Consider the following 24,530-nt stretch of genomic DNA (forward strand, 5'->3'; position numbering starts at 1 on the left):
GGTCGCGTTCACCGCGCGGACGAGGTGCGGTAGGCCTTCCAGCTGAGGTGCATCCGGTCGGCCTGGCCCTTGGTGAACTCGTGCATGCAGGTGTCGAAGCCGTAGTCCATGAAGTTGTTGACGGGATCCATCCCGGTGGCCGGGCAGGTGTCCTTGCCCGAGGGGCAGCCGTTGGTGGGGTCGCGCTCGGCCGGAGTGTCGCCCACGCGGTCGCCGGCACCGGCGCAGCCGTCCTGGAAGGTGTGGTAGAGGCCGAGCCAGTGCCCGATCTCATGGGTCGCGGTGTGGCCGAGGTTGAAGTTCTCGATCGGGCCGCCCGGCAGGCTGTCGGGGTGCAGCACCACGCCGTCGATCTTGGGCTCGGTCTTGTACTTCCAGGGGAAGGAGGACCAGCCGAGCATGTCATCGCCCATGTTGGCGCTGTAGAGGTTGAGCGTGCCCGCGCCGCCCTTGTGGAGCTTGGGCTTGAACGTTTTCTCGTGGCGCATCGGGTCGCTGTACCAGGAGGAGTTGTTCGTACGGGTCACACCGCTCAGCGAGAAGGTGAAACCCGTCCTGGCGCCCCGTCCCGAGTTCCCGCCGTGCACCTCGTTCAGCACCTGGATCTGGCGCCGGATCTTGTCGTCCGACAGGTTGCCGGACGTGCCGTTGTGCAGGACGTGGAAGTACACCGGGACCTTGACGGTCGCCGCCGTGCGACGACGGGCGGCGGGGGACGGCGCGGACGCCCCCGGCCGCCACAGGCCGAGGCGGGTGAGCACGCCGCGCAGGTCGCGTTCGACGGCCGCGGCCTCGGCCGGGGTGAGGTCGTTGCGGCCCTGTTCGCGCCCGTGCCCCTGTTCGTGCGCTTCCACATGCCCGTGCGCGTCCGCGTCGTGATCGTGATCGTGCGGGCGGAGCCGCGCGCCGGACGGCGGGCAGCCGGGAGCGGCGGCCAGTTGCCGTGCCGCTGGGACACGGGCGTGTGCGGGGGCCTGCGGGGGCGCCTGGACGGTGGCCGTGCCGGCCGGTACGGCGGGCACGAGCGCGGCGATGAGCGTGACGGCGGCGAACGGCTTCACGGCACTCCCCGGGAGTCGAACGAACACGTAGTGTCACTGATTGGTATCAGAACGAATCGGCCCTGCGGCGGTCGACGGCCCAGATATGGGCAGAACGTTACTGAATAGACACAATGCGTGACCATCGGGCGGCCCCTCGCCTGCCCGGGGGCCGCGCATCGTCGCAGGCAGCGGGCGCCCATAGACTGGAAGGCCTCCACCCATGGAAAGGCGTTGCTTGGTGGCCGTAGACCAGTCCTTCGACACCGTCCTCGTCGTCGACTTCGGCGCGCAGTACGCGCAGCTGATCGCGCGCCGGGTCCGCGAGTGCCATGTGTACAGCGAGATCGTGCCGTCCACGATGCCGGCGGCCGAGATGCTCGCCAGGCGGCCGAAGGCCATCATCCTGTCCGGCGGCCCCGCCTCGGTCTACGAGGAGGGCGCCCCCGTCGCGCCCGACGGCCTGTTCGACCTCGGCGTCCCCACGTTCGGCATCTGCTACGGGCACCAGGTGATGGCGCAGGCGCTCGGCGGCACGGTGGAGAACTCCGACGTCGCCGAGTACGGCGCCGCCACGATCCGCGTGACCGCCCCCGGCACGCTGTTCGCGGGCCTGCCGGCCGAGCAGGCGGTGTGGATGTCGCACCGCGACTTCGTGAGCAGTGCCCCGGCGGGCTTCCAGGTCACCGCTCGCACCGAGGTGACCCCGGTGGCGGGCATGGAGGACCCCGACCGCGGCTTCTACGGGGTGCAGTTCCACCCCGAGGTGCTGCACACCGAGCACGGCATGGAGATCCTGCGCCGGTTCCTGTACGAGGGCGCGGGCTGCCGTCCCGGCTGGACCATGGTCAACATCGCAGAGGAGTCGATCGACGCGGTGCGCGCCCGGGTCGGCGACAAGCGCGCGATCTGCGCGCTGTCGGGCGGCGTCGACTCGGCGGTGGCGGGGGCGCTGGTGCAGCGCGCCATCGGCGACCAGCTCACCTGCGTGTTCGTCGACCACGGGCTGCTGCGCAAGGGCGAGGCCGAGCAGGTCGAGAAGGACTTCGTCGCCGCGACCGGCGTCAACCTGCACGTGGTGGACGCGCAGGAGCGCTTCCTGGCCGCGCTGGACGGGGTGACCGATCCGGAGGCCAAGCGTAAGATCATCGGCCGCGAGTTCATCCGCGTCTTCGAGGAGGCGGCGCGCGCGGTCGTCGGCGAGGCGGCCGCCGAGCCGGTGGAGTTCCTGGTGCAGGGAACGCTCTACCCGGACGTGGTCGAGTCCGGCGGCGGCACCGGCGCGGCCAACATCAAGTCCCACCACAACGTGGGCGGGCTCCCCGACGACCTGCGGTTCGAGCTGGTGGAGCCGCTGCGGTCGCTGTTCAAGGACGAGGTGCGGGCGCTGGGCGAGCAGCTCGGCCTGCCCGCCGAGATCGTGTGGCGGCAGCCGTTCCCGGGGCCCGGCCTGGGCATCCGGATCATCGGCGCGGTCTCCCGGGAGCGGCTCGACATCCTGCGCGAGGCCGACGCGATCGCCCGGGAGGAGCTGACCCGGGCGGGCCTCGACCGCGACATCTGGCAGTTCCCGGTGGTGCTGCTGGCCGACGTCCGGTCGGTCGGAGTGCAGGGCGACGGCCGCACCTACGGCCACCCGGTGGTGCTGCGCCCGGTGACCAGCGAGGACGCGATGACGGCCGACTGGGCGCGGCTGCCGTACGAGGTGCTGCAGAAGATCTCCACCCGGATCACCAACGAGGTCACCGAGATCAACCGGGTGGTGGTGGACATCACCAGCAAGCCCCCCGGCACCATCGAGTGGGAGTAACCGGCGAAAGGCCCGGGTGATCTCTCACCCGGGCCTCCGCGTGCCTCGGCCGCCGGTGTCTCAGACCCCGGCCGGGGCGAGCACGGCCTCGGCGTCGAGCGTGGCGGCGGTGGCGTTGACCACCGCGGCGACGCGCAGCGCCTCCTGGACCAGCTCGCGGGACAGGCCGCCCTCGCGCAGCACCTTCTCGTGCGACTCCAGGCAGCGTCCGCACCCGTTGATCGCCGACACCGCCAGGCACCACAGCTCGAAGTCGAGCTTCGCCACGCCGGGCTTCCCGATCACCGACATGCGGAGCTTCGCGGGCAGGGTGGCGTAGGCGTCGTCGCCGATCAGGTGGGTGGCGCGGTAGTAGACGTTGTTCATCGCCATGATCGACGCGGCAGCCTTGGCCGCCTCGAACGCCTCGGCGGACAGGTTGTCGCCCGCCTCCTCGGCCAGCTCGGAGATGACCCGGGCGCTGCGGGTGGCCAGCGCGCAGGCCAGGACGGTGCCCCAGAGCTGCTGGTCGGTCAGCTGGGAGGTGCCGGTGACCGAGCCCAGGTTGAGCTTGGTGTCCTTGGCGTAGCCCGGCAGGGCGCTCTTCAGGGCGTCGACGCTCACTGCGTCCCGCCGGCCATCAGCTTGGCGGCGTCCAGGGTGTCCTCGCCCTTGTTCCAGTTGCAGGGGCAGAGCTCGTCGCTCTGCAGGGCGTCCAGGACCCGCAGGACCTCCTTGACGTTCCGGCCCACCGAGCCGGCCGTCACCATGGCGAACTGGATCTCGTTGTTCGGGTCGACGATGAAGGTGGCGCGCTGCGCGACGCCGTCCGCGGTCAGGATGCCCAGGTCCGCGCTGAGCTCCCGCTTGAGGTCCGAAAGCATCGGGAACGGCAGCTCGCGCAGGTCGGGGTGGTCCTTGCGCCAGGCGAAGTGGACGAACTCGTTGTCCACCGAGGCGCCCAGCACCTGGGCGTCGCGGTCGGCGAAGTCCTCGTTCAGCCGGCCGAACTCGGCGATCTCGGTCGGACAGATGAAGGTGAAGTCCTTCGGCCAGAAAAATACTACTTTCCAACCCTCATAGGTTTTGTGGTTGATCGTCTCGAAGGCCTTGTCGGGGTCGAGTGAAACGCAAGCAGTCAGCTCGAACTCAGGGAACTGGTCACCGACAGTAAGCACGTAGGCTCCTTGATCTCTGTATGAGTTGACACCCTCTGGGGTGGGAAGCGACCGGCGCGGCCGATGGGACGGCGGGGGCCGGCGGCGCAGTCAGGTTGCCGCAGGTGGCCCGAAATGAGAAATCGATCCATCGCTTCACAGCGATAGGAGTTTGCTATCAGTAGACCGGCGGTCGCCCAGCTCAGAGGGTGAACGCCTAACCGAGGCCCCTGTAAGCCGTCCACTTCCGAGCAGCCACAGCCATCGTCTTCATCCACCGCCTGTTGGGACTACGGCCAGACAGGTCGTCCCACATGCGTTGGTTGGCCAACGCGAAGGCGTCGATTGCGGGTGGGGCGGCATCCACCCATGCCGTGCAGCCAGAGGCCCACGACTCAGCCGAGTCTGCGGTGTGGCCCTCGGCAATCAAGTGGAGCGCGAAGAGTGCCGGCTCGATGAACGCCGCCCCACGGGTAGGCCACGCCCAGTCCACCACCCACAGCGCATCCCCGATCATCAGGTTGCAGATGTTGATATCAGCGTGGAGCAGCGCGTCACCCCGGAAGCGCTCCACGTCCTGAGGATCGGCGTATCGGTCCCAGCGGGTCTCTGTCCAGCCGTGGGCGATCTCCGGCAAGGGAAGATCGGCGAGCTGGTTGAGCGAATCGACGATAGCCGGGAGGTCTGCCGAGGACGGCCCGAAGTCCGCTGGACGCCCCTCAACGACCTCGAACCCGAGCGCCATCCAGTCGTCGTCCTCGGCCTGCCAGAGGACGGCAGGGGAGAGCGGGTGGACGTGAGGGTTGATGAGCCCTTCCCGGACCAGAGAGTCGCGGCGACCGCCCGGCCTGTTGCGCACCGCCTTGACGAAGAACGGCCCCTTCTCGCACTCCACCAGCGCCGTCAGGTCCGACATGGCTCCCAGCTCAGACGGCTTGATCTCAACCACGTCGCCGGTGTGCCGGCGGATCAGGGGCGTGAGCTCTGGTCCGGGAGGGCTCATGGGAGAGGAGATCCGTCCTTCAGGTCCTCGGGCTGCACCCACCGCTGGGGTGTCCAGGACTGCACTCCCCATCGGGATCACAGTCGAGCGACCGAGACGCGGCCTGGATGGATGCGTTGGCCTCGGCCATGGCGGTGCCGTTGAGGATAGTGGCCACGTCGCTGTCATGGACGTTGCCGACGCGCAGCCAGTGCGCCATGACGCAGGGAGAAACTGCTCCGTTCGGGCCGATGGCTGCCCGCCCGGTACCGCACTGTCCGCAGAGCTGGGATATGTCGGGTGCCTGTCCCTGGGAGCCCCGCCCGAATGCTCGGATCCGGTCCGTGTGGATACGCGCCACCCCCAGGGAGTTCAGGTCGTTCCTGGCCTCCTTCACCCGCTGAGAGTCCGCGATGTCGACGATGCCGACACGGATCGGGATGCCGTCCTCTACGGCTCTCCGAATGTTCTCGCGCGTCCGCTGGTGGCTCCGACGGCCAGTGATCGCGTTGTGCCGGTCGGGGTCGTCGGAGTAGTAGGAGGTGGCGAGCGAGACGCCGTCCTGCCCGAAGAGCCCCCACCACTCGTCGGGGATCCGGACCAGGTTGCTGAAGAGTTCCACTCGCAGGCCGAGTCTCAGCGCCTCACGGACCAGGCGAGGACCGTCCGGATGCATGGTGGGCTCGCCTCCGATGAAGCGGACCTCACCGGCGCCGATCGCGGCGACTTGGTTGATGACCCTGATCCAGTCCTCTCGGCTCATGGTGCCGTGGTCACCGTCCGGTCCGGAGGAGTTGTAGCAGTGCGAGCACTGGAGTTGGCACTTCCTGGTGAGGTCGATTGAGACGTAGGGAGGGATGACTTGTGTCGACGAGGATTCGATTACCGCTGTCACTTCTCAGTCCCTTCGATTTGGTCGGGCCGTGAGCTCCCGTCCCTGTTGAGCCAGTTCTCCTGACTCCAGAGAGGGCCCTCAAATGAAGCAATTTCTCTGGGCTATGGCCGGATGAATCACCTCCTTGTCGGGAGTTGGGCCCAAACCCTGGGGCCACCGCTTGGACGAACCTCCGGGCAGCGTGATTCCTCGGGTTTGAAAAGTCCCTATCCGAAGGCGTTCATCTGAGGACCGCCCACACGCACTTCCACGTTCTGCGGATCTCGTCGGTCCTCAGGACGTAGCCCCACTCTTTGGCGAGGTGGGCGACGATGTGAAGTCCCCGACCCTGCTCCGCGATGGAGCCGGGAGACAGCACGAGCGGGATCTCGTCCGGGAAGGCATCCCAGACCTCGACGGCCGGGTGGCCGTCGTTCTCATGCACCTGGAATCGCACCCTGCTCTGGGCGACGTAATCGCGAGACAGGTGGCTGAGCCGGTTATCGGTCAGGTGCAGGGCGTTGGTGACCAACTCGCTGACGATGAGTTGGGCATTTTCTACCAATTCGGGATAACCCAGGTCTTTTAGAGCCCTGGCGGCAGCTCGTCGCGCGCGACTGACCTCGGAGCGGTCGACTGTCAGGCTCAACTCAAGGTGAGGCGGTCTGATGGCTGTCACGGATGTCATCGCCTGTCCTCGTAGTCGGGGGGTTGGATTTCGCTTCGTCTCAGCAAGAATCCGCTACACACGACGCCCTTGCCAGGGGACAATGATGGACGTAGGCGGACGTGAGCGGATGCCGACCAGGTGAGCGATCGGATGGGGGTTGCTCCGATGAGCGATGATGGAAGCCGGATGGAGCTGGCGGAAAAGATCCGGCTGCTCCGAAAGCGGAAAATTTGGTCACAACGCTTCTTGGTGAAGGAGATGCGAGATGTCGCAACTCCAAGCGAGCGCGCACAGCTGTCATCGATCGACTCGATGACCCGGCGGGTGCGTGCTCATCAGCGTGGTGAGCCGGTCGGCACGGTCTACGCCGAGCTGTACCGGCGTCTCCTCGCCAAGTACTCCGAGGTGTTCGAGTCCCCGCTCGTGGCCAGCACGGAAGACCTCGTTGATCCGCTTGTACTGGCCTGGACAGTAGGAAGGCTCAACCAGCGCGTGGACCGACGAACATTGCTGCAACTCGCCGCGGTAGCGGTGGCGGGCCCTGCGGCACTTGAACCTGCTGAGCGCTTGATGAGGGCGCTCACCGGCCCCAACCGTCCCGACAGCGAGACTGTCAAGCACCTGGAAGATCGAACCAGAGGCCTCCATCGGCTCGAAGAACATTGGCCCGCCAAGAAGCTCTATCCCTCCCTGCTGATCCACATCGGGGAGATCAGCGCCCTATTGGAAACGAACCGGTCCGAGGAGTTGCGACAGCGCCTTGCCGTGACGGCTGCCGAGTCGGCTGTGCTCGCTTCCTGGTTTGCATGGGAGTTGGGAGACGGCGCGCGGGCCGAGGAACAAGCCCGTCTCGTCGGAATCGCTGCCAAACAGGCGGATGACGTAGCTTCCGCGGCTTGCATGACTGGCTACCAGACCTATATGACCGGCGGAAACCATCGTGTCGGCGTGAATCTGGCTTCCACTGCCGTCGATCGTCTTGGAGACGGTGATCCAGCGACCCGAGCATGGCTTCTTGCTCGAAAAGGAGAGGAGTCGGCCCTTCTTGGAGACAAGCGGGGTGCTTTGGCGGCTATCAGAGAGGCCGAAGAGGTCTATGAAGGCGCGAACATCAACGTTCGCCCCTGGACCTGCTTCCTCGACCGGGCGAGATTTGCTTCCATGACTCTCTCGGTGTACTCCCGTATCGGCGAGGAGGAACGAGCCATGGAGGCAAGTGATCGAGTAGCGGCCTCCATGGGGCCCAACACGGAGATCAAGAAGCTCTGCGTCGTACAGGCGGACATGGCTTTGGCCCATTTTAGGCTCGGAGACGTCTCCGAGGCTGTTCGGTACGCCCGATCGTCGCTTGAGGCGACCACAGCCATGGCGGCCCCACTGGGATGGGGCCGCCTAGACCATGTCGTGGGCGAGCTCTCCGGCTCGAAGGCCCAGTCAGCCGGCCAATTCCGAATCGAGTACGCCGCTACTCGTCCGAAGACGGAGCCGCCGTCTCTTCTTTGATCCACGTCAGGTAGTCACCGAGACCCCCGACGATCGGCACGGCAACGATCTCGGGGGTGTCGTATGAGTGGTTGGCCTTGATATTGGCCACCAGTTCGTCGAGACGCTCATCGGTCGTCTTCATGATGACGAGGAACTCTTCGTCGTGCTCCAGTTTGCCCTGCCACCAGTAGGTGGACGTGATCGGGGCACTGATCTGAGCACAGGCGGCGAATCGTCCCTCGACCGCAGCTTGGACTACCTTCTCAGCTTCCTCACGGCTGCCCGCCGTGACGTGGACTTCGAGGCTCTGGGTCATGCCCCGACCCTACTTCTACGGTCTCGGTCGGCGCGGGTATCGTGAAATGAGAAATCGATCTATCGCTTCACAGTGATAGGAGTTTGCTATCAGTAGACCGACGGTCGCCCAGCTCAAGGCGTTTCTGGCCCTTGCCGAACATCTGCATTTCCGGGACGCCGCCGCCGCGTTGCGGATGAGCCAACCGGCGCTGTCCGGAGCCGTGGCGGCCCTCGAGGAGACATTGAACACACGCCTCGTCGAGCGCACCACCCGCCGGGTGCTGCTCACCCCCGCGGGGGAGCGGGTCGCGCGCCGCGCGGAACGGGTGCTGGCCGAGCTCGACCGGCTGGTCGAGGAGGTCAGAGCGGTCGGCGGGCCCCTCGTCGGGCCGCTCAGGCTGGGCGTCATCCCGACCGTGGCGCCCTACCTGCTCCCTGTCGTGCTGCCCCGGCTGGCCGCCGAGTTCCCCGAACTGGAGCTCACCGTGCACGAGGAGCAGACCGACCAGATCGTCGCCGAGCTGCTCGCCGGACGCCTCGACGTCGTCGTGATCGCGCTGCCCGCCCCGCTACCCGGGGTGACCGAACTAACCCTGTACGACGAGGACTTCATCCTGGTCGCCCCCGACTCCTACGACCTGGGCGATGACCTCCCGCGCGCCGCACTGAACGAACTCGATGTGATCCTTCTCAACGAAGGGCACTGCCTGCGCGACCAGGCCCTCGACGTCTGCCGCCAGGTCGGCGCGCGGGCCGTGGCGGCGACCTACGCCACCAGCCTCGCCACGCTAGTCCAGCTCGTCTCGGGCGGGCTGGGGGTGACGCTCGTCCCCGAGACGGCGCTGCCCGTGGAGACGCGGCGCGCGCCCAACCTGCGGCTGCACCGCTTCGCGCCGCCCGCGCCGTCCCGCCGCATCGGGATCGGGTACCGCACGACCTCGCCCCGCGCGGCGGAGTTCGACGTTCTCGCCGCCAGTGTCCGCGACGCCGTCGCGACCGACGCGGCCACCGCGGTGCGCGTCCATTGAGGGGCGCGTCAAGTCTGGGTCACGCGGTGGTCTGATGATCGCTATCTGCTCCTGGACGGTCGCGGCGGGTCACCATGCTGGCTCGCATGCCCACGTTCTCGCTGCGAGATGTCCGCGCCACCTGCAAGGAACGCGACGCGTGGTGGACGGTGCTCCTGGTCGATCCGCTCGCGATCCGGCTGACCCGGCTGCTGGCCGCGCGCACGGCCGTCACGCCGGGCCAGATCACCGTGGTCGCCTTCGCGCTCGGGCTCGGCGCGGCGGGCTGCTTCGTCCAGGGCACGCCGGGCTGGCTCGCGCTGGGCGCGCTGCTGTACCACGCGGGCTTCGTCCTGGACTGCTGCGACGGCAAGATCGCCAGGCTGAAGGGGCTGGGCACGCCGTTCGGCGCCTGGCTGGACTTCATGCTCGACCGGGTGCGGGACGGCGCCTGCGCGATGGCCCTCGCCCACGGCCTCTACACGGTCACCGGCCAGGCCGCCTACTGGGGGATGGCCTGCGCGATCCTCGCTCTCGACATGTTCCGCTACCTGAACGGCGCCCAGATTGCCAAGGCGCGCCGCGCGATGCGCGAGCTGGAGGCGGAGCTGGGCGCGGCGCTTCAGAGGACGCCGCCCGAGGTCGGGACCGTGCCCCGCCGCGGGGACGGTGCCGCCGCCCGTCTCCGGCACGTCTACGCGCGCGTCCGCGACTTCCTGCTGCGGCACCGGATCCGCATGCACCTGGTCAGCGGCATCGAGTTCCAGATGGCCGCCTTCATCGTCGGGCCGCTCACCGGGTTCGTCCTCCCGGTCGTCGCCGTCGCGGGCCTGATGCTGCTGCTGTTCGAGATCGCGCTCATCGTGCGGTTCTGCCATGCGGTGCGGCGGTTCGTGCCGGAACCGCTCGCGGCGGCCAGGTCCGCCTCCGCCCCCGCCGCGTAGCGGAAGGGGCGCCGCTCAGGACGCGGACGCGCCGGGACGTCGCGCGCGGGCGAAGAGGGTCACGCCGGGCCGCGACTTGAGGGGCAGGTAGCGCTCCATGACGGTGACCAGGTGCAGCGCCTCGTTCAGGAGCGGGTGCAGGTGCGCCAGGTCCTCGCAGTGCGGGGAACGGTGGCGGAGCAGCCGGACGAGCGGACGCAGTAGAACGTTCCAGCCCCACAGCGCGTCCACCACCAGGCCCGCCTCCTCGAGGAGGTCGGTGAGCGCGCGGCGGGAGTAGCGGCGGACGCGTCCGAGCGCGACGTCGTACGCCGACCACAGGGCCATGTCGCAGGGCACGGCGACCAGCGCGGCGCCGCCCGGCCGCAGCACCCTGGCCATCTCGGCGGCGGCGGCGCGGTCGTCCTCCACGTGCTCCAGGACGTTCAGCGCCAGGGCCAGGTCCAGTTCCCCGGACGGCAGCGGCAGGAAGCAGGCGTCGCCGTGGCAGGCGTTGATGCCCTGGGCGAGGCAGAGGTCCACCGCGGTCGGGGAGTTGTCGATGGCGATGGCCCGCCAGCCGTGGTCCTTCAGGACGCGGGTGTTGCCGCCGCCCGCCGCCCCGATGTCGACCGCCCGCCCCGGGATACCCGCCCGGCCGGGGGCGCCGGCCCCCGCCGCCGCGGCACGGCACAGTTCCCGGGCGAGGATGGCGCGGCGTTCGAGGTACCACCAATTGTCGTCCTCGACCTCGACGATCCGCTGAAGCTCGATGGTGTCCACGGCACCAGCCGACGGCATCGCGGCCTACCGCCGCCACCGGCGACGCCGCCCGCGTCCCGATTGTGACCTGGCCTTTTCCTGCGTTTCGCCTCGACGGGCCAGTGCCGGCGCATGAATCGATCAGGACGGGTAGGTGCTGTTGGGGAGGAGTTCACCGGTTTCGTCCGGTAGTGCGGGTTGGTGTGGGGGGAGGCGGCGCCTTGTGCAGGCGCAAGGGACGATGGACCACGCGGTGACGTCGCACACGGCCGCGTACAGCAGAGCGGACCTGGTCGTCCACAGGATGTGGAAACTGGCCGTCGCGCACGGGCTGTTCGGGACGGCCCTGCTACTGGCGCTGGGACTGCGCGTCCTGGCGATCGCCGGTTATCCGACCGCGTTGTGGTTCGGCGACTCGGTCGGATACCTGCGCAGCGCGCTGCACCTGGAACCTTCACCGACCCGGCCCAGCGGCTACTCGGTCATGTTGCGCGTGCTGGAGCCATTCCACAGCTTCGTCGCGGTCGTGACCGTCCAGCACCTCATCGGGCTCGCAACGGGCGTGATGCTGTACGCCCTTGTGTGGCGCCACGCACGCGCCGCCAAACGGCGTGCGTGGGTGCCAGGGGCGCTCGGCACAGCCGTGGCACTGCCCGTCCTGTTCGACGCGTACCAGATCGAGCTGGAACATCTGCTCCTGTCCGACACCCTCTTCACCTTCCTCGTCGTGGCGGCGGTCGTCGTTCTGTTGTGGCGGCCCAACCCGACATGGCGAGCCGCAGCATTTGCAGGGGCACTGCTGGGGCTGGCGTCAGCGACGCGTGCGATCGGGCTGCCGCTGCTGGCGGTCGTCCTGCTGTGGCTGTTCCTGCGGCGCAAGGGCTTCCGGGACGCCATCGTCCCGGCCGTGGCGGTCGCGGTGGCCTTCGCCATACCGGTGGGCCTCTACATGACCTGGTACCACCGAGCACACGGCGAGTTCGCGATGACGGAGACGGAGAAGACCTTCCTGTACGGGCGAACCGCGGACTTCGCCGACTGCTCGATCATCAAGCCCCGCCCAGAGTTGCAAGGGTTCTGCCCCCGCACATCCCCGAAGAACGTGTCGCCGCCCTACGCGGCCCTGTGGACGGACCAGTCGCCGTTCGCCCGCATCGGGGGCGGCAAGGTCGGCGGCAACGAGAAGGCGGGCGAATTCGCCATCGCCGCCATCCGCGCACAGCCGGACGACTACGCGCGCGTCGTCCTACGCGACACCCTGCGTGCGTTCTACTTGCAGCGGACCGTCCACCCGTCGCCTTGGACGTTCCAGAAGTACGAGTTCCCCGCCAAAGAACAGTCCCTGAGTAAGAGGCAGGCCAAGGTGGCCAGCCCCTACGCCCGCACCGACGGGCGACCCGTCGCCGAACCCTATGCGGGCTGGATGCGGACCTACCAGGACTGGGTCCACCTGCCCGGCATCGGCCTGGGCGCGCTGCTACTGGCCGCCGCGACCGGGGTCGTGCTCCGCCGGGGCCCGCGTCGGCGCGTGCTGCTGCCCTGGATGATGTCGGCCGCGCTACTGGTCGTCCCGGCCGCCACCGCCGACTTCGACTACCGGTACGTGCTGCCGGCGGTCCCGCTGGGCGCGCTCGCGGCCGGGCTCGCGTACCTGCCCGGGCGCCGCGCCAACCGGCCCGTCCCCGAAAGGAAGGCCGCCGAACGACCGCCGCCCGCCCTGGTCGAGGCCCGCTGAATCAGCTGCCGCGGCGCCGGCGCACCAGGAAACGGATCGCCAGCAGCAGGACCACGACGGCGCCCAGCGCGGGCAGGGCCCGCTTGGCCACCGACGGGCCCGCCACCTCCAGAAGGTCGATCGCGTCGTCCGCCTCGTCGCCCTTGTCGCGCCGGATCGGCGCCACCACCGGTCCCGAAGCGGTCGTCTCCATCGGGCTCGCCTCGCGCTGCCGCGGCACCCTCGGCCGGATCGGCTCCACGTTGTCCGGCTGCTCCGTGTCGGTCGGCCGCTGCTCGACGGCGGGCTGCTCGACGGCGGACGCCTCCGCCGTGCCCGCCGCCGGTGCCGTCGCCGGCCCCGACGGGTTCTCCAGCTCCTCGGCCAGCGCCGTCGCGAAACGGGAGATGAGCTTGGCGCCGACCTCCGACAGGATGTTGCGGCCGAACTGCGCCGGCCGGCCCGTCACGTTGAGCTTGGTGTGCACCGCCACACGCGTCGTGCCGCCCTCGTCGTGCAACCGCGACACCACGGTCGCGGAGGCGGTGCCCGAACCACGGGCCTCCTTGGCGGCGGCCTCCAGCGTGACCGCGCGGGCGGACTCGTCGGCCGCGGTGATGCGCGCCGTCCCCCGATAGGTGATGGTCATCGCGCCGACCTTCACCTTCAGGCGGCCCGCGTACTCCTCGCCGTCGACCGAATCGAGCGTCGCGCCCGGCATGCAGGCCGCCACCCGCTCCACGTCGAGCAGCACCGACCAGGCCTGATCCACCGGCACGGGAACGGTGAATTCGTGGTCGAGCTCCATGTTTTGGGGATCCTTCTCATCCGGGGGGCTTGTTCGTGACCTTACGACCGTCATCATGTTCACCGCCAGACACCCCCCGGCGACCAATGCCTCTCGCAAAGCGAGACACCGTCCACCGAGAGGTGAAATCCCACGCCCCGGCCGCAAGGCCGGCGGAATGGGCGCGGTGGCCGGAGTGCGGCCGGCGGGTCGCGCCCGGCGGCGCCGTTGCTCCATGCCGCACTCCGGGCCGCACTCCGGCCACCGTCAGACGGCCGCGGCGGCGGTCAGCGCGCGGGCGGTGAGCACTTTCGCCAGATGCGTCCGGTACTCCGCCGAACCATGCAGGTCGGTCGGCGGCGCCGTACCATCGGCGGCGCCCTCGGCCGCGGAGCGGAACGAGTCGGCGGAGACCGTGCGGCCCGCGATGAACTCCTCCACCGCGCTCGCCCGCACCGGAACGGGACCCATGTTGGTCAGCGCGACCCGGGCGTCCTCGATCGCGCCGCGCTCGCGCCGCACCGCGCACGCCACCCCGACGACCGCCCACGCCTGCGCCGTCCGATGGAATTTCTCGTAGTGGACGCCCCAGCCCGCGCCGAGCTTGGGCACGCGCACGCCCACCATCACCTCGTCCGGCTCCAGCGCCGAGGTCATCCAGTCGACGAAGAAGTCCCGCGCCGGGATCTCCCGCTCGCCGCGCACCGAGCGCACCAGGAACACCGCGTCCAGCGCCAGCGCCACCGCGGGCAGGTCGCCGGCCGGATCGGCGTGCGCCAGCGACCCGCCGAACGTGCCGCGATGCCGCACCGCCGGATCGGCCACCGTCGCCGTGGCCGCGGCGATCAGCGGCGCGTGCTCGTTCACCAGCGGATCGCGGACCACCTGGTGATGGGTGGCCATCGCGCCGATGACCAGCGCGTCGCCGTCGTCCCGGATCTCCCGCAGCGCGTCGATCCGGTCCAGATCGATCAGCGCCTCCGGATAGGCCAGCCGCAACCGCAGCAGCGGCATCAGGCTCTGCCCGCCGGCCAGCGCCTTGGCGTCCTCGCCCGCGTCCGCCAGCGCCGCCACCGCTTCGTCCAGCGACGCGGGACGCACATACTCGAACCGCGCGGGAATCACCGCGCACCTCCCTCGACCGAACCCAGCCCGCCGCCCGCGCCGGGCGCCGTCCCCGGCGGGGGCGCATCGCCGCCCGCCGCCTCGCGCAACGCGCGCCAGACCCGTTCCGGCGAGCACGGCATCGGGACGTCGCGCACGCCGTACGGCCGCAGCGCGTCCACGATCGCGTTCACCACCGCCGGGGTCGAGGCGATCGTGCCCGCCTCCCCGACGCCCTTCACCCCGAGCGGGTTGGACGTCGCCGGGGTCTCGGTGCGGTCGGTGGTGAAGTCGGGCAGATCCGCCGCCGACGGCACCAGGTAGTCGGCCATCGTTGTGGTCGTCAGGTTGCCCTCCGCGTCGTACACCGCCTCCTCGTACAGGGCCTGCGCGATGCCCTGCGCCAGCCCGCCGTGCACCTGGCCCTCGACGATCAGCGGGTTGACGACCTTGCCGACGTCGTCGACCGCCACGTACGAGCGCAGCCGCACCATCCCGGTCTCGGTGTCGACCTCGGCCGCGCACAGGTGGGTGCCGTGCGGGAACGAGAAGTTCTCCGGGTCGAACGTCGAGTCGGCGTCCAGCGACGGCTCCACCCCGTCCGGCAGGTCGTGCGCCGCGAACGCCGCCGTCGCGACCTCCTGCAGCGTGCGGCCCTCGTCGGCCACGCCCCGCACGCTGAACCGGCCGCCGCTGAACTCCAGGTCCTGCTCGGCGGCCTCCAGCAGGTGCGCCGCGACCTTCCGGGCCTTGTCGATCACCTTGTCGCACGCGCCGTACAGCGCGATGCCGCCCACCGCCAGCGAACGCGACCCGTAGGTGTCCATGCCCTTCGGCGACACCGCGGTGTCACCGTGCAGCACCTTCACGTCCTCGAACGGCACCCCGAGCCGGTCCGCGGTGATCTGCGCCCATGCCGTCGCATGACCCTGCCCGTGCGGCGACGAACCCGTCACCACCTCGACCTTGCCGGACGGCAGCACCCGCACCGACGCGTGCTCCCAGCCGCCCGCGCCGTACGACAGCGACCCCAGCACCCGCGACGGCGCCAGCCCGCACATCTCGGTGAACGTGGACACCCCGACGCCCAGCTGCACCGGATCGCGGCGCTCGCGGCGGTCGGCCTGCTCGGCGCGCAGCTTGTCGTACTCGAACAGCGCCAGCGCCTTCTCGGTCGCCGCCTCGTAGTTGCCCGAGTCGTAGGTCAGGCCCGCGATCGTCTCGTACGGGAACTCGCCGTGCCCGATCCAGTTGCGGCGCCGCACCTCGATCGGGTCGAGGCCCAGCTCGTCGGCCAGCTCGTCCATCAGCCGCTCGATGGCGTAGGTCGCCTCGGGCCGGCCCGCGCCCCGGTACGCGTCCGTGGGCGTCTTCGTGGTGAAGATCCCCGTGCACGCGAACGAGTAGGCGTCCATCTTGTAGATGCCGTTGAACATGAACGCGCCCAGGATCGGGATGCCCGGCGTCACCAGCATCAGGTACGCGCCCATGTCGGCCAGCAGGTCGACCTTGAGCCCGCGGATCCGGCCGTCGCGCTCGGCCGCCAGCGTCAGCCGCTGGATCTGGTCGCGGCCGTGGTGGACGGTCATGTTGCCCTCGCTGCGCGACTCGGTCCACTTGACCGGACGGCCCAGCCGCCGCGCCAGCAGCAGGCACAGCACCTCCTCCCCGTACACCTGGAGCTTGGAGCCGAACCCGCCGCCGACGTCGGGCGCGACCACCCGGATCCGGTGCTCGGGGATCTCGGTGACGGCCGACAGCATCAGCCGCAGGATGTGCGGGATCTGCGTCGCCGAGTACACCGTGAACTCGTCTGTGCCTATTTCACCGCCCGAACCTGCCTCTGGGATGCACAGCACCGCGCGCGGCTCCATCGCGGTCGGGATCAGCCGCTGCTGGACGTAGCGGCGCTCGATCACCACCGGCGCGTCCCGCAGCGCCGCGTCGATGTCGCCGTTCTCGAAAACCCAGCGGTAGCTCTCGTTGGTGCCGAGCGAGGTGTGCACCAGCCCGTCGTCGCCGCGCTGCGCCCGCTCCATGTCGACGACCGCGGGCAGCGCCGCGTAGTCGACGTCGATCTCCTCCAGCGCGTCGACGGCGGTGTAAAGGTCGCGGGCCACCACGCACGCCACCGGCTCGCCGACGTAGCGGACCTCGTCCACCGCCAGCGGCGGATGGTCCGGGTGCTTCATGTCCTCGGTGACCGGCCAGGCGCACGGCAGGAGCCCCTGCTCGGCGGCGAGGTCCGCGCCGGTGAACACCGCCACCACGCCGGGACGGTCGCGCGCCTGCCCGACGTCGACGCCCTCGATCCGCGCGTGCGCGTGCGGGCTGCGCAGGAACGCCACGTGCAGCGTGCCCGGCGGCTGGATGTTGTCGGTCCACCGGGTGCGGCCGGTGATGAGCCGGGCGTCCTCGGTGCGCCGCCGCGGCGCGCCGACCTCGGGGGGCGCGGTCATGAGCTCACCTCCCGCCCGGCGGCCTGGCCGCGCATCTCGGTCGCCGCGCTCCGCACGGCCCGGACGATGTTCTGGTAGCCGGTGCACCGGCACAGATTGCCTTCGAGGCCCTCCCGGATCTCCCCGTCCGAGGGGTCGGGGTTCTCGCGCAGCAGGTCGATCGAGGCCAGGATCATCCCGGGCGTGCAGTAGCCGCACTGCAGCGCGTGCTCCTCATGGAACGCCCGCTGCATCGGGTGGCGTTCGCCGTCGAGGCCGAGGCCCTCGATCGTGGTGATCTGCCTGCCGTCCACCTGGACGGCGAGCACGGAGCAGCTCTTCACGCTCATCCCGTCGAGCAGGACGGTGCAGGCTCCGCAGTTGGTGGTGTCGCAGCCGATCGGGGTGCCGACCTTGCCCAGCCGCTCGCGCAGGTAGTGGACGAGCAGGAGGCGCGGTTCGACGTCGTCCTCGTACGTCGTGCCGTCGACCTCGACCTTGATTCGTGGCATTCGTTCTCCCAGGGACGTCTCGGGGTGGGCTGGCAGGGAGAGACGTCCCTGGGGGCGGAGCACGCTGGCCGGGCCACGGCATCGGGGCCACCTCCGGGGGAGGAGGGCGGACGACCCTACGAACCTATGCCGATGTTGAATTGTGGACTAGTCCCTAATCTCAGTGAACTCGTAGCAGCACGGGCCAGGTCTGCGGTCCGACGATCCCGTCGACCTCGATCCTGCCCCAGGTCTGCACCGCCCGGACGGCCTCCTCGACCTTGGCGTCGAACGGGCCTTCCACCGCGCCGATCTCCGGATGCATGCGCGCCAGCAGCAGCGCCCGCAGCGTCTGCACATGCTCGCCCGTCGCGCCCTGTTGCAGCTCCGGCAGCTTCTTCACGATCTCCTCCGTCCAGTGCCCCGTGCCGTAGGCGGGCCGCCCGTACCCGGCGATCACCGCGGACGCCCGCACCCGCCGCTTGCACGCGTCGTCGGTGTTGCCCTCGATCGTCTGGACCCGGCCCCCGCCCAGGGCCTTCTCCACGACGCCGACGTGGTCGATGGCGCCGACGGCGTTGGAGGTGCCCCAGTCGAAGAACACGATGTCGCCGGGCTTGGCCTTGTCGACGTTCACGATCGTCCCCGTGAACCACCGGCCGATCTCCTGGAAGTCCTGCGCGTGCCACACGGTGTACGCCCGGTCCCCGCCGGGCAGCACCGCCTCGGCGTTGCCGGACCGCCGCGCCCAGTAGGTGATGGCCATGTCGCACCACGCCGCCTCCAGGTACTCGTCCCCGTGCCGCTGGGCGTAGTCAAGGGTGATGATGTTGGGCCGCCCCGACAACCCGAGCGACTTGCGGGCTTCGGCGAGCATCCCGGCAGCCGTCCCCATCAGGACTCCTCGTCCTCGCCGCGGTAGATCCCGTCGGGGTCGGGGTCCCCGTACAGGCTCTGGAGGACCTGTTCCTCGTCCTCTTCCGTGGCTCTGTGGACGTCGGGATGAACGTCGACCTGATCCATCTCAGCGGGCAAGCTCACTGCGCCTCCGGGGGGTCGGCCGGTCACGGCATAGCAAAGAGTAGCGAGCCAACTACCAAGAGTGCAATAGGTGCTGGTAGTAGCCACATCCGGCCGCCGGGTACTCCAGCCCGGCCTCTCGCGCGTTCAACAGGCATGCGGCCCGCTACCGCCCGCCTCCACCGGCCGGGTTTCCTGATCTACTACGTGTTCGAGGACGCCCCGGCCCTCCGCCGGCACCCGCTCCTGACCGCCACCGTGCGAACCGCCACCGTCCTGGCGGTTCTGGCCCTGGTCACCCTCCTGAGCCTCACCCTCGGCCCGGCCTTCCGGTCCTGACCCGTGCGATCTCCGGAATATTTGCTCTCCATGGGAGCAAGCGAAAGTTTCGGAACTAGCCCCCGGAAGCCGACGGCGTTAAATTAGTAATTGGCCTGTGGGACGAGCGAGGGAGCCGGACCCGAGAACCTCCGAGAGGAGGAACGAGGGAAAGGCTGAGAGGCCGGAAGCCGAGAGGCGGAAGGCGACCCCTAGCACCTGATCCGGACAATGCCGGCGCAGGGAGAGCGCCTCACAGGTCACTCTTGTGCGCGCGGGCCCGGCTCGCCGGCCGCCGCTATCGCCAGGACTCGGCGGGCGGGGCCATGGCGGCGCCGGGCAGGCCGGCGTAGAAGTCACCCCTGGGGCAGGAGGTGAGTTCCATATGCATGCCCCAAGGGGTGAGGAAGTAGAACCAGCGCTGGCCCGCGACCGGTGAGTCCAGGGCGACGCCGTTCGGGCCGTCCATCATCACTACGCCGGGAATGGACGCGACATAGGCGTGGGCCGCGTTGATGTCGTCGACGTACAGCGCCAGGTGGTGGCCGCCTATGTCGCTGTTGCGCGGCGGTGTCTCCCGCCGCTGCGGCGCCTCGTACTCGAAGAGCTCCAGATTCGTGTGCCGGCCCAGGCGGACCATCGCCAGCCGGCACCGGGCCTTCGGGTCGACGTTCAGCCTCCGGGCCATCTCATCGCCCTGACCGGAGAACGGGCCGTCATGGAAGACCAGTTCGCCGCCGAAGTGATCCACGAAGAAGGCCACCGCGGCGTCCAGATCGGGCACGGTGAACGCGACGTGATCCACGCTGCGCAGGGTGGGGACGCCCCCGGAAGGCTGGGCGGAGGTGGGCATGATGGCTCCGTTCTCGATGGGCGGGCGTCAGGCTGTGAGGTGCTCCGCGGCGGCCACCCGCAGGGCGAGGGCGGCGACGGTCAGCGCCGGATTGACCGCGGCCGAGGAGGGGAACGGCGAACTGTCCACGATCCAGAGGTTCTCCACATCGTGGGCGCGGCACAGCGGATCGACGACGCTGTCGGCGCCGTCGGTTCCCATCCGCGCCGTGCCGCACTGGTGCGAGGTCGCCTCGATGCCCAGTTCCTGGTGCAGGACGACCGGGTAGCCGGCACGGCGGGCCACCCGCTTCATCCGGGCCACCAGCTCGTGATGCGCCGAGCGGTTGGTGGGCCGGTAGGACAGGACGATCCGGCCCTTGGAGTCGAGCCGCACCCGGTTGCCGGCCATGGGAAGGTCCTCGGTCTGCAGGAAGAGGTCGAGGGTGCGGTGCGTCACCGCGTCCAGGATCGGCAGGGGCACCGCCTTCCGCGCGTTCTTGACGTGCGGTCCCCGGAGCTTGCCCAGCCCCTGCACGTTGCCGAGCGGGAAGCGGTTGTCCGGGCCCGCCGAATACCAGTCGTTGATGCCGAGCGTCTTGTGGAAGCCGTCCTCGTTGGTTCGGCGCGGATCGGCGGCCAGGAAGAACGAGGTGATGTGCCGCATGAAGTTGCGGCCGACCTGGCCGGACGCGTTCGCCAGCCCGTGCGGGTGGGCGTCGGACTCCGACCGCAGCAGCAGGGCCGCGGTGTTGGCCGCACCCGCCGAGACGACGAAGCGCCCGGCCCGGACGGTGATCGTCCGGCCGCCGTGGACGACCCTGGCCGAGGTCACCCGGCGGCCTCCGAGGTCGGTCTCCAGCCGCGTGACCTCGGCCAGGGTGAGCAGCCGCACGGTCGGTGAGGCGATCGCGGGTCGCACGGCCGCCACGTCGGCGTCGCCCTTGGCGTCGACCAGGCACGGGAACGCGTCGCAGGTGGGGCAGAGCACGCACGCTCCGCCTTCGCGGACGTCGACCGCCTGCGGCAGCGCGAAGGGGTGCAGTCCCTGGGAGCGCGCGGAGTCGGCGAACGCGGCGACGGCGGGCACGTGCGGGAGCGGTGGGAAGGGGAAGTCGGAGGATCGCCACGGGTCGGTCGGGTCGTCGCCCTTGAGCCCGTGGACGAAGAACATGCGCTCGGCCTCGGCGTAGTGGGGTTCCAGATCCTCATAGCTCAGCGGCCAGGCCGGTGAGACGCCGTCGGGGTGCTCGACCTCGCCGAAGTCGTGCTCGCGCAGCCGGGGCAGGGTGGCGCCGTACAGCTTGGTGCTGCCGCCCACGTAGTGGTAGTTGCCCGGGACGAAGGGCACGCCCTTGTCGTCGTACCAGGGCGGGGAGTTCTTGTAGCGCCCCTGCATGTGCACGGCCCTGGGCGACCAGTTGGCGGCCTCGCGCGGCAGGAAGTCGCCCTGCTCGATGATGAGGATACGGGCGCCGGAATCGCGGAGTGCGTAGGCCAGGGTGCCGCCGCCCATGCCGGAGCCGACGATCACCATGTCGCACTCCAGGTCGTCCGGCGGATTCGTTACCACCTGCGGTCGATCCGGGCCGAACACGTCATCCATTCCAGCTCCTAGAGAAGTTTGTCCCGGTTCACACAGTAGGAGGGGCCGGTGGGCCGTAGGAGGGGCATTCTGTGCAGCGTCATCCTGAGTCCGTGCACAGTGCGTGCATGATGCGGCCGGGGCCGGTGCCCGGCCGGGGTCAGTTCGCGGTGTTCGGTCGTTGCAGGAGATCGAGCCCGCGTACGGCCAGTAGCAGCCGCTGCCGTACCTCCGGCTCGTCCAGGGACACGCCCAGTAGCGAGTTGAGCCGTTCCAGGCGGTAGTAGAGAGTCCTGCGCTGCACGTAGAGCGTCTCGGCGGCCCGCGATTTGTTGCCGTCGTGGTCCAGGTAGGCCCGGAGCGTGGGCAGCAGCCTGTTCGCCGAGCCCGCGTCGTGCCGCAGCACCGGGCCCAGCTCGTCCTCCACGTAGCCGGCCAGTTCCGGGCCCTGCGCCAGTACGATCAGCAGCCGCAGCACGCCGAGGTCGTCGAAGCGGCGCACCGTGGGGGCGGTGCCGCGGTCGGCGGCGGCGCCCGCGCCACGGGCCTGCTGCACGGCGGCGTGCAGGCGCGGCGCGTCGACGACCCGGCTGAGACCGGCGCGCACCCGGTGCCCGGTCAGCACGTCGGCGACCCGCTGCTCCGCGGCGGCGGCGGGCAGCCCGACCACCGCCAGCGCGTGCTCGCCGATGTCGGCGACGACCGCGGGAAAGCCGGCGCCGCGCAGCGCCGTGTCCAGATCCTGCTCGCCGAACGGGCCGTCGGTGCCGTTCTTGTCCACCACGGTCACCACCAGCTTGCGGCCGCGCAGGTCGCGGCCCAGCCGCAGGGCCTCGGTGACGAAGTCCTCGCCGGACAGGTCGCCGAGCATCAGGCGGTTGACCAGCGCGCCCTGCCGCTGGGCGGAGCGCGCGCCGCTGGCCCGCTCGCCCAGCAGCGTGATCGCCACGGCGGCGGCCGTCCGCTCCAGCGCGTACAGCCCGGGACCGGTCAGCTCGGCGGTGCCGTGCAGGACGTGCAGCCAGCCCCAGCGCTCGCCGCGCAGCACCACGGCCCGGCGGGCGCACTCGGCCGGCTCGGGGCCTTCGGACGCGGACTCGTGCAGCACCCGGGAATGGGCGTTCCACTCGGAGACGACGCGGTCGGACATCGGGGTCCGGCCCGAGTAGGCCAGCACCTGGTGCGTCATGTCCTCCAGCACCACGGGGTGACCGATGCGGTGGGCGAGCTCGCCGGTCAGCGACAGGTGGTCGGCGCCGTCCAGCAGCAGGTTCATGAACGCCTGGCTGACGGCCTCCTCCGCGGTCAGCTCCTGGAGCCGCATCTCGACCAGCGTCTCGTGCACCAGCGCCGACACCTCGGCGAACGGGATCTCCTCGCGCAGCCCCACCAGCGGCAGGCCCTGCCGCTCGGCCTCCTCGATCACGGCCGGCGGCATCGCGTCGAAGGCCCGCCCGGCCAGCTCGACGACCAGCACCGTGGCGCCCGCGGAGGAGATCCGCCGGACGTAGTCGCGCTGCTCGCGGGCGTCGCGCCCGATGCCGAGCCCGGCGGTGAGCAGCATCTCGCCGCCGGACAGGAAGCGCGCGATATCGGGGATCTCGCCCGCGTGCACCCAGCGGACGGCGCGGTGCAGGTTCCGCTCGCCGGCCAGCACCCGGGCGCCCGCCCGCCTGAAGATCGGCAGATCCAGAACCGCCTTGACCGTCGGCCCCATCGCCCCCGTCCCGCCCGGAACCCGGCCGCCGCACGCCGGGCCTGTTTCACACAATGCGCAGAAATGTCGTGAATCGCTGCGCGTCCTGAGTCTGCCAGTGGCCGCTTCCGAATGGCAAGACTTGGCCGATATCACAACCGCATGTTCGGTTTCGCTCCGGTCGGTGGCGACCGAAACAACGGCGTCCCTACATGTTCTACGAGGAGACCTTCCAGTGCTCACCACGCTCAAGGCCGCGTCCGGCCCGGGCCCGGCGGCCGGCACCGATCCGCGGGTCGCCGAGACCGTCGCGCGGGTCATCGCGGACGTCCGGGCCGGTGGCGACGAGGCGGTCCGCCGCCACTCCCGCGCGTTCGACTCGTGGGCGCCCGACTCGTTCCGGCTCGGCCCCGACCGGGTCGCGGCGATCGTGTCGGCGCTGCCGGAGACCGTGCTGGACGACCTGCGCTTCGCCCAGCGGCAGGTGCGCGACTTCGCCCGCGCCCAGCGCGACTCCATCACCGACTTCGAGGTCGAGACGCTGCCCGGCGTCGTCCTCGGGCAGCGCTCCCTCCCGGTCGAGGCCTCGGGCGCCTACGTACCGGGCGGGCGCTACCCGCTCACCGCCTCGGCCCACATGACCGTGCTCACCGCGAAGGTCGCCGGCGTGGAACGCGTCGCGGCCACCACGCCCCCGCTCGGCGACGGCCCGCCGCCCATCAGCGTGGCCGCGATGCACCTGGCGGGCGCCGACGAGATCTACGTGCTCGGCGGCGTGCAGGCCGTGGCGGCGCTGGCGCTCGGCACCGAGACGATCGACCCGGTGCACCTGATCACCGGACCGGGCAACGCCTACGTCGCCGAGGCGAAACGGCAGCTGTTCGGCGAGGTCGGCATCGATCTGTTCGCCGGTCCCACCGAGACCCTCGTCGTGGCCGACGAGACCGCCGACCCGTTCCTGGTCGCCGTGGACCTGCTCAGCCAGGCCGAGCACGGCCCCGATTCCCCCGCCGTGCTCATCACCACCTCCGAGGAGGTGGGAAGGCGCGTCCTGGCCCACATCGAGGAACTGCTGCCCGGCCTGCCGACCGGCCCGGTCGCCGGCGCGGCCTGGCGCGACCACGGCGAAGTGCACGTGACGGCGGACCTGGACGCCGCCTACACGCTGGCCGACACCTACGCCAGCGAGCACGTGCAGATCCTCACCGCCGAGCCGCGGGCCGCGCTGGAGCGGATGCGCCACTACGGCGCGCTGTTCCTCGGCGAGGGCACCTGCGTCCCCTACGGAGACAAGGTCATCGGCACCAACCACGTCCTGCCCACCCGGGGCGCGGCCCGGTACACCGGCGGGCTCTGGGTCGGCAAGTTCCTCAGGACCGTCACCTACCAGGAGGTGCGCGACCCCGCCTCCAGCGCCTACCTCGGCGAGATCTGCGGCCGGACGTCCCGGCTGGAGAACTTCGAGGGGCACGCCCGTTCGGGCGATCTGCGCTCCGCCAAGTTCGGCGAGCGCACGCTCACCTGGACCGACCGGGCCGTCAAGTGATCGAACGAAAAGGA

General features: G+C 70.1%; 24 protein-coding genes. 7 read left to right on the forward strand and 17 right to left on the reverse strand.

Annotated elements, in window-relative coordinates; translation table 11 throughout:
- Nucleotides 1–8 precede the first annotated feature (8 nt).
- Nucleotides 9–1,061 (reverse strand): zinc metalloprotease, encoded by a 1,053-nt coding sequence (locus ABD340_RS40250; RefSeq protein WP_344596493.1) that lies wholly within the window; start codon nucleotides 1,059–1,061, stop codon nucleotides 9–11.
- A gap of 220 nt (nucleotides 1,062–1,281) precedes the next feature.
- Here ABD340_RS40250 and guaA point away from each other — a divergent pair, with 220 nt between their 5' ends.
- Complete coding sequence (gene guaA, locus ABD340_RS40255; protein WP_344596495.1) at nucleotides 1,282–2,850, forward strand: glutamine-hydrolyzing GMP synthase; 1,569 nt, start codon at nucleotides 1,282–1,284, stop codon at nucleotides 2,848–2,850.
- A 60-nt stretch (nucleotides 2,851–2,910) separates the two neighbouring features.
- Here guaA and ahpD read toward each other — a convergent pair whose 3' ends face one another.
- The 5 genes from ahpD to ABD340_RS40280 all read right to left on the reverse strand — a co-directional run bounded on the left by ahpD (nucleotide 2,911) and on the right by ABD340_RS40280 (nucleotide 6,530).
- The gene (gene ahpD, locus ABD340_RS40260; protein ID WP_344596496.1) at nucleotides 2,911–3,453 is read right to left on the reverse strand and encodes an alkylhydroperoxidase, AhpD family; all 543 of its coding nucleotides are present in this window, start codon (nucleotides 3,451–3,453) and stop codon (nucleotides 2,911–2,913) included.
- Nucleotides 3,450–4,007, reverse strand: a complete 558-nt coding sequence (locus ABD340_RS40265) for a peroxiredoxin (protein ID WP_344596498.1) — start codon at nucleotides 4,005–4,007, stop codon at nucleotides 3,450–3,452. Before ABD340_RS40265 ends, ahpD begins: the two co-directional genes overlap by 4 nt.
- Nucleotides 4,008–4,203: 196 nt before the next feature.
- The gene (locus ABD340_RS40270) at nucleotides 4,204–4,989 is read right to left on the reverse strand and encodes a protein kinase (RefSeq protein WP_344596500.1); all 786 of its coding nucleotides are present in this window, start codon (nucleotides 4,987–4,989) and stop codon (nucleotides 4,204–4,206) included.
- Between the two features lie 19 nt (nucleotides 4,990–5,008).
- On the reverse strand, nucleotides 5,009–5,863 hold the full coding sequence (locus ABD340_RS40275) for a radical SAM/SPASM domain-containing protein (RefSeq protein WP_344596501.1): 855 nt from the start codon (nucleotides 5,861–5,863) through the stop codon (nucleotides 5,009–5,011).
- A 220-nt stretch (nucleotides 5,864–6,083) separates the two neighbouring features.
- Nucleotides 6,084–6,530 carry an ATP-binding protein gene (locus ABD340_RS40280; protein WP_344596502.1) on the reverse strand — a complete coding sequence of 149 codons (447 nt, stop codon included), beginning with the start codon at nucleotides 6,528–6,530 and terminating at the stop codon, nucleotides 6,084–6,086.
- 147 nt (nucleotides 6,531–6,677) lie between these two features.
- On the opposite strand from ABD340_RS40280, the gene ABD340_RS40285 reads away from it, so the two are divergent.
- Nucleotides 6,678–8,015 (forward strand): NsdA family TPR-like regulatory protein, encoded by a 1,338-nt coding sequence (locus ABD340_RS40285; protein ID WP_344596504.1) that lies wholly within the window; start codon nucleotides 6,678–6,680, stop codon nucleotides 8,013–8,015.
- Here ABD340_RS40285 and cutA read toward each other — a convergent pair.
- On the reverse strand, nucleotides 7,978–8,313 hold the full coding sequence (cutA, locus tag ABD340_RS40290) for a divalent-cation tolerance protein CutA (protein ID WP_344596505.1): 336 nt from the start codon (nucleotides 8,311–8,313) through the stop codon (nucleotides 7,978–7,980). The genes ABD340_RS40285 and cutA overlap by 38 nt on opposite strands.
- A gap of 88 nt (nucleotides 8,314–8,401) precedes the next feature.
- On the opposite strand from cutA, the gene ABD340_RS40295 reads away from it, so the two are divergent.
- Nucleotides 8,402–9,322, forward strand: coding sequence for a LysR substrate-binding domain-containing protein (locus tag ABD340_RS40295; RefSeq protein WP_344596793.1), 921 nt, complete (start codon nucleotides 8,402–8,404; stop codon nucleotides 9,320–9,322).
- Between the two features lie 86 nt (nucleotides 9,323–9,408).
- Nucleotides 9,409–10,245, forward strand: a complete 837-nt coding sequence (locus tag ABD340_RS40300) for a CDP-alcohol phosphatidyltransferase family protein (protein WP_344596507.1) — start codon at nucleotides 9,409–9,411, stop codon at nucleotides 10,243–10,245.
- Nucleotides 10,246–10,260: 15 nt separating this feature from the next.
- Here ABD340_RS40300 and ABD340_RS40305 read toward each other — a convergent pair whose 3' ends face one another.
- Nucleotides 10,261–11,007: a class I SAM-dependent methyltransferase gene (locus tag ABD340_RS40305; RefSeq protein WP_344596509.1), complete on the reverse strand. Its 747-nt coding sequence runs from the start codon at nucleotides 11,005–11,007 to the stop codon at nucleotides 10,261–10,263.
- 232 nt (nucleotides 11,008–11,239) lie between these two features.
- Here ABD340_RS40305 and ABD340_RS40310 point away from each other — a divergent pair, with 232 nt between their 5' ends.
- Nucleotides 11,240–12,721 (forward strand): hypothetical protein, encoded by a 1,482-nt coding sequence (locus ABD340_RS40310; protein WP_344596511.1) that lies wholly within the window; start codon nucleotides 11,240–11,242, stop codon nucleotides 12,719–12,721.
- Between the two features lies 1 nt (nucleotide 12,722).
- Here ABD340_RS40310 and ABD340_RS40315 read toward each other — a convergent pair whose 3' ends face one another.
- The 6 genes from ABD340_RS40315 to ABD340_RS40340 all read right to left on the reverse strand — a co-directional run bounded on the left by ABD340_RS40315 (nucleotide 12,723) and on the right by ABD340_RS40340 (nucleotide 18,561).
- Nucleotides 12,723–13,508, reverse strand: a complete 786-nt coding sequence (locus ABD340_RS40315) for an SRPBCC family protein (RefSeq protein WP_344596512.1) — start codon at nucleotides 13,506–13,508, stop codon at nucleotides 12,723–12,725.
- Nucleotides 13,509–13,754: 246 nt separating this feature from the next.
- The gene (locus tag ABD340_RS40320) at nucleotides 13,755–14,612 is read right to left on the reverse strand and encodes an FAD binding domain-containing protein (RefSeq protein WP_344596514.1); all 858 of its coding nucleotides are present in this window, start codon (nucleotides 14,610–14,612) and stop codon (nucleotides 13,755–13,757) included.
- On the reverse strand, nucleotides 14,609–17,050 hold the full coding sequence (locus ABD340_RS40325) for a xanthine dehydrogenase family protein molybdopterin-binding subunit (protein ID WP_344596516.1): 2,442 nt from the start codon (nucleotides 17,048–17,050) through the stop codon (nucleotides 14,609–14,611). Before ABD340_RS40325 ends, ABD340_RS40320 begins: the two co-directional genes overlap by 4 nt.
- Nucleotides 17,047–17,541 (reverse strand): (2Fe-2S)-binding protein, encoded by a 495-nt coding sequence (locus tag ABD340_RS40330; RefSeq protein ID WP_344596517.1) that lies wholly within the window; start codon nucleotides 17,539–17,541, stop codon nucleotides 17,047–17,049. Before ABD340_RS40330 ends, ABD340_RS40325 begins: the two co-directional genes overlap by 4 nt.
- Nucleotides 17,542–17,701: 160 nt before the next feature.
- Nucleotides 17,702–18,415: a peptidoglycan-binding protein gene (locus ABD340_RS40335; protein WP_344596518.1), complete on the reverse strand. Its 714-nt coding sequence runs from the start codon at nucleotides 18,413–18,415 to the stop codon at nucleotides 17,702–17,704.
- On the reverse strand, nucleotides 18,415–18,561 hold the full coding sequence (locus ABD340_RS40340) for a hypothetical protein (protein WP_344596520.1): 147 nt from the start codon (nucleotides 18,559–18,561) through the stop codon (nucleotides 18,415–18,417). Before ABD340_RS40340 ends, ABD340_RS40335 begins: the two co-directional genes overlap by 1 nt.
- Nucleotides 18,562–18,696: 135 nt before the next feature.
- Here ABD340_RS40340 and ABD340_RS40345 point away from each other — a divergent pair, with 135 nt between their 5' ends.
- Nucleotides 18,697–18,879 carry a hypothetical protein gene (locus ABD340_RS40345; protein ID WP_344596522.1) on the forward strand — a complete coding sequence of 61 codons (183 nt, stop codon included), beginning with the start codon at nucleotides 18,697–18,699 and terminating at the stop codon, nucleotides 18,877–18,879.
- Nucleotides 18,880–19,156: 277 nt separating this feature from the next.
- Here ABD340_RS40345 and ABD340_RS40350 read toward each other — a convergent pair whose 3' ends face one another.
- The 3 genes from ABD340_RS40350 to ABD340_RS40360 all read right to left on the reverse strand — a co-directional run bounded on the left by ABD340_RS40350 (nucleotide 19,157) and on the right by ABD340_RS40360 (nucleotide 22,991).
- Entirely contained in the window at nucleotides 19,157–19,711 is a 555-nt protein-coding gene (locus ABD340_RS40350) for a VOC family protein (protein WP_344596524.1), read from the reverse strand.
- 27 nt (nucleotides 19,712–19,738) lie between these two features.
- Nucleotides 19,739–21,295, reverse strand: coding sequence for a GMC oxidoreductase (locus ABD340_RS40355; RefSeq protein WP_344596525.1), 1,557 nt, complete (start codon nucleotides 21,293–21,295; stop codon nucleotides 19,739–19,741).
- A gap of 139 nt (nucleotides 21,296–21,434) precedes the next feature.
- Nucleotides 21,435–22,991, reverse strand: a complete 1,557-nt coding sequence (locus ABD340_RS40360) for a PucR family transcriptional regulator (protein WP_344596526.1) — start codon at nucleotides 22,989–22,991, stop codon at nucleotides 21,435–21,437.
- A gap of 214 nt (nucleotides 22,992–23,205) precedes the next feature.
- On the opposite strand from ABD340_RS40360, the gene hisD reads away from it, so the two are divergent.
- Nucleotides 23,206–24,516, forward strand: a complete 1,311-nt coding sequence (hisD, locus tag ABD340_RS40365; RefSeq protein WP_344596528.1) for a histidinol dehydrogenase — start codon at nucleotides 23,206–23,208, stop codon at nucleotides 24,514–24,516.
- The last annotated feature ends 14 nt before the right edge of the window (nucleotides 24,517–24,530 follow it).

Origin of the sequence: Actinomadura vinacea (assembly GCF_039532545.1) — a bacterium.
Classification (GTDB): Bacteria; Actinomycetota; Actinomycetes; order Streptosporangiales; family Streptosporangiaceae; genus Spirillospora; species Spirillospora vinacea.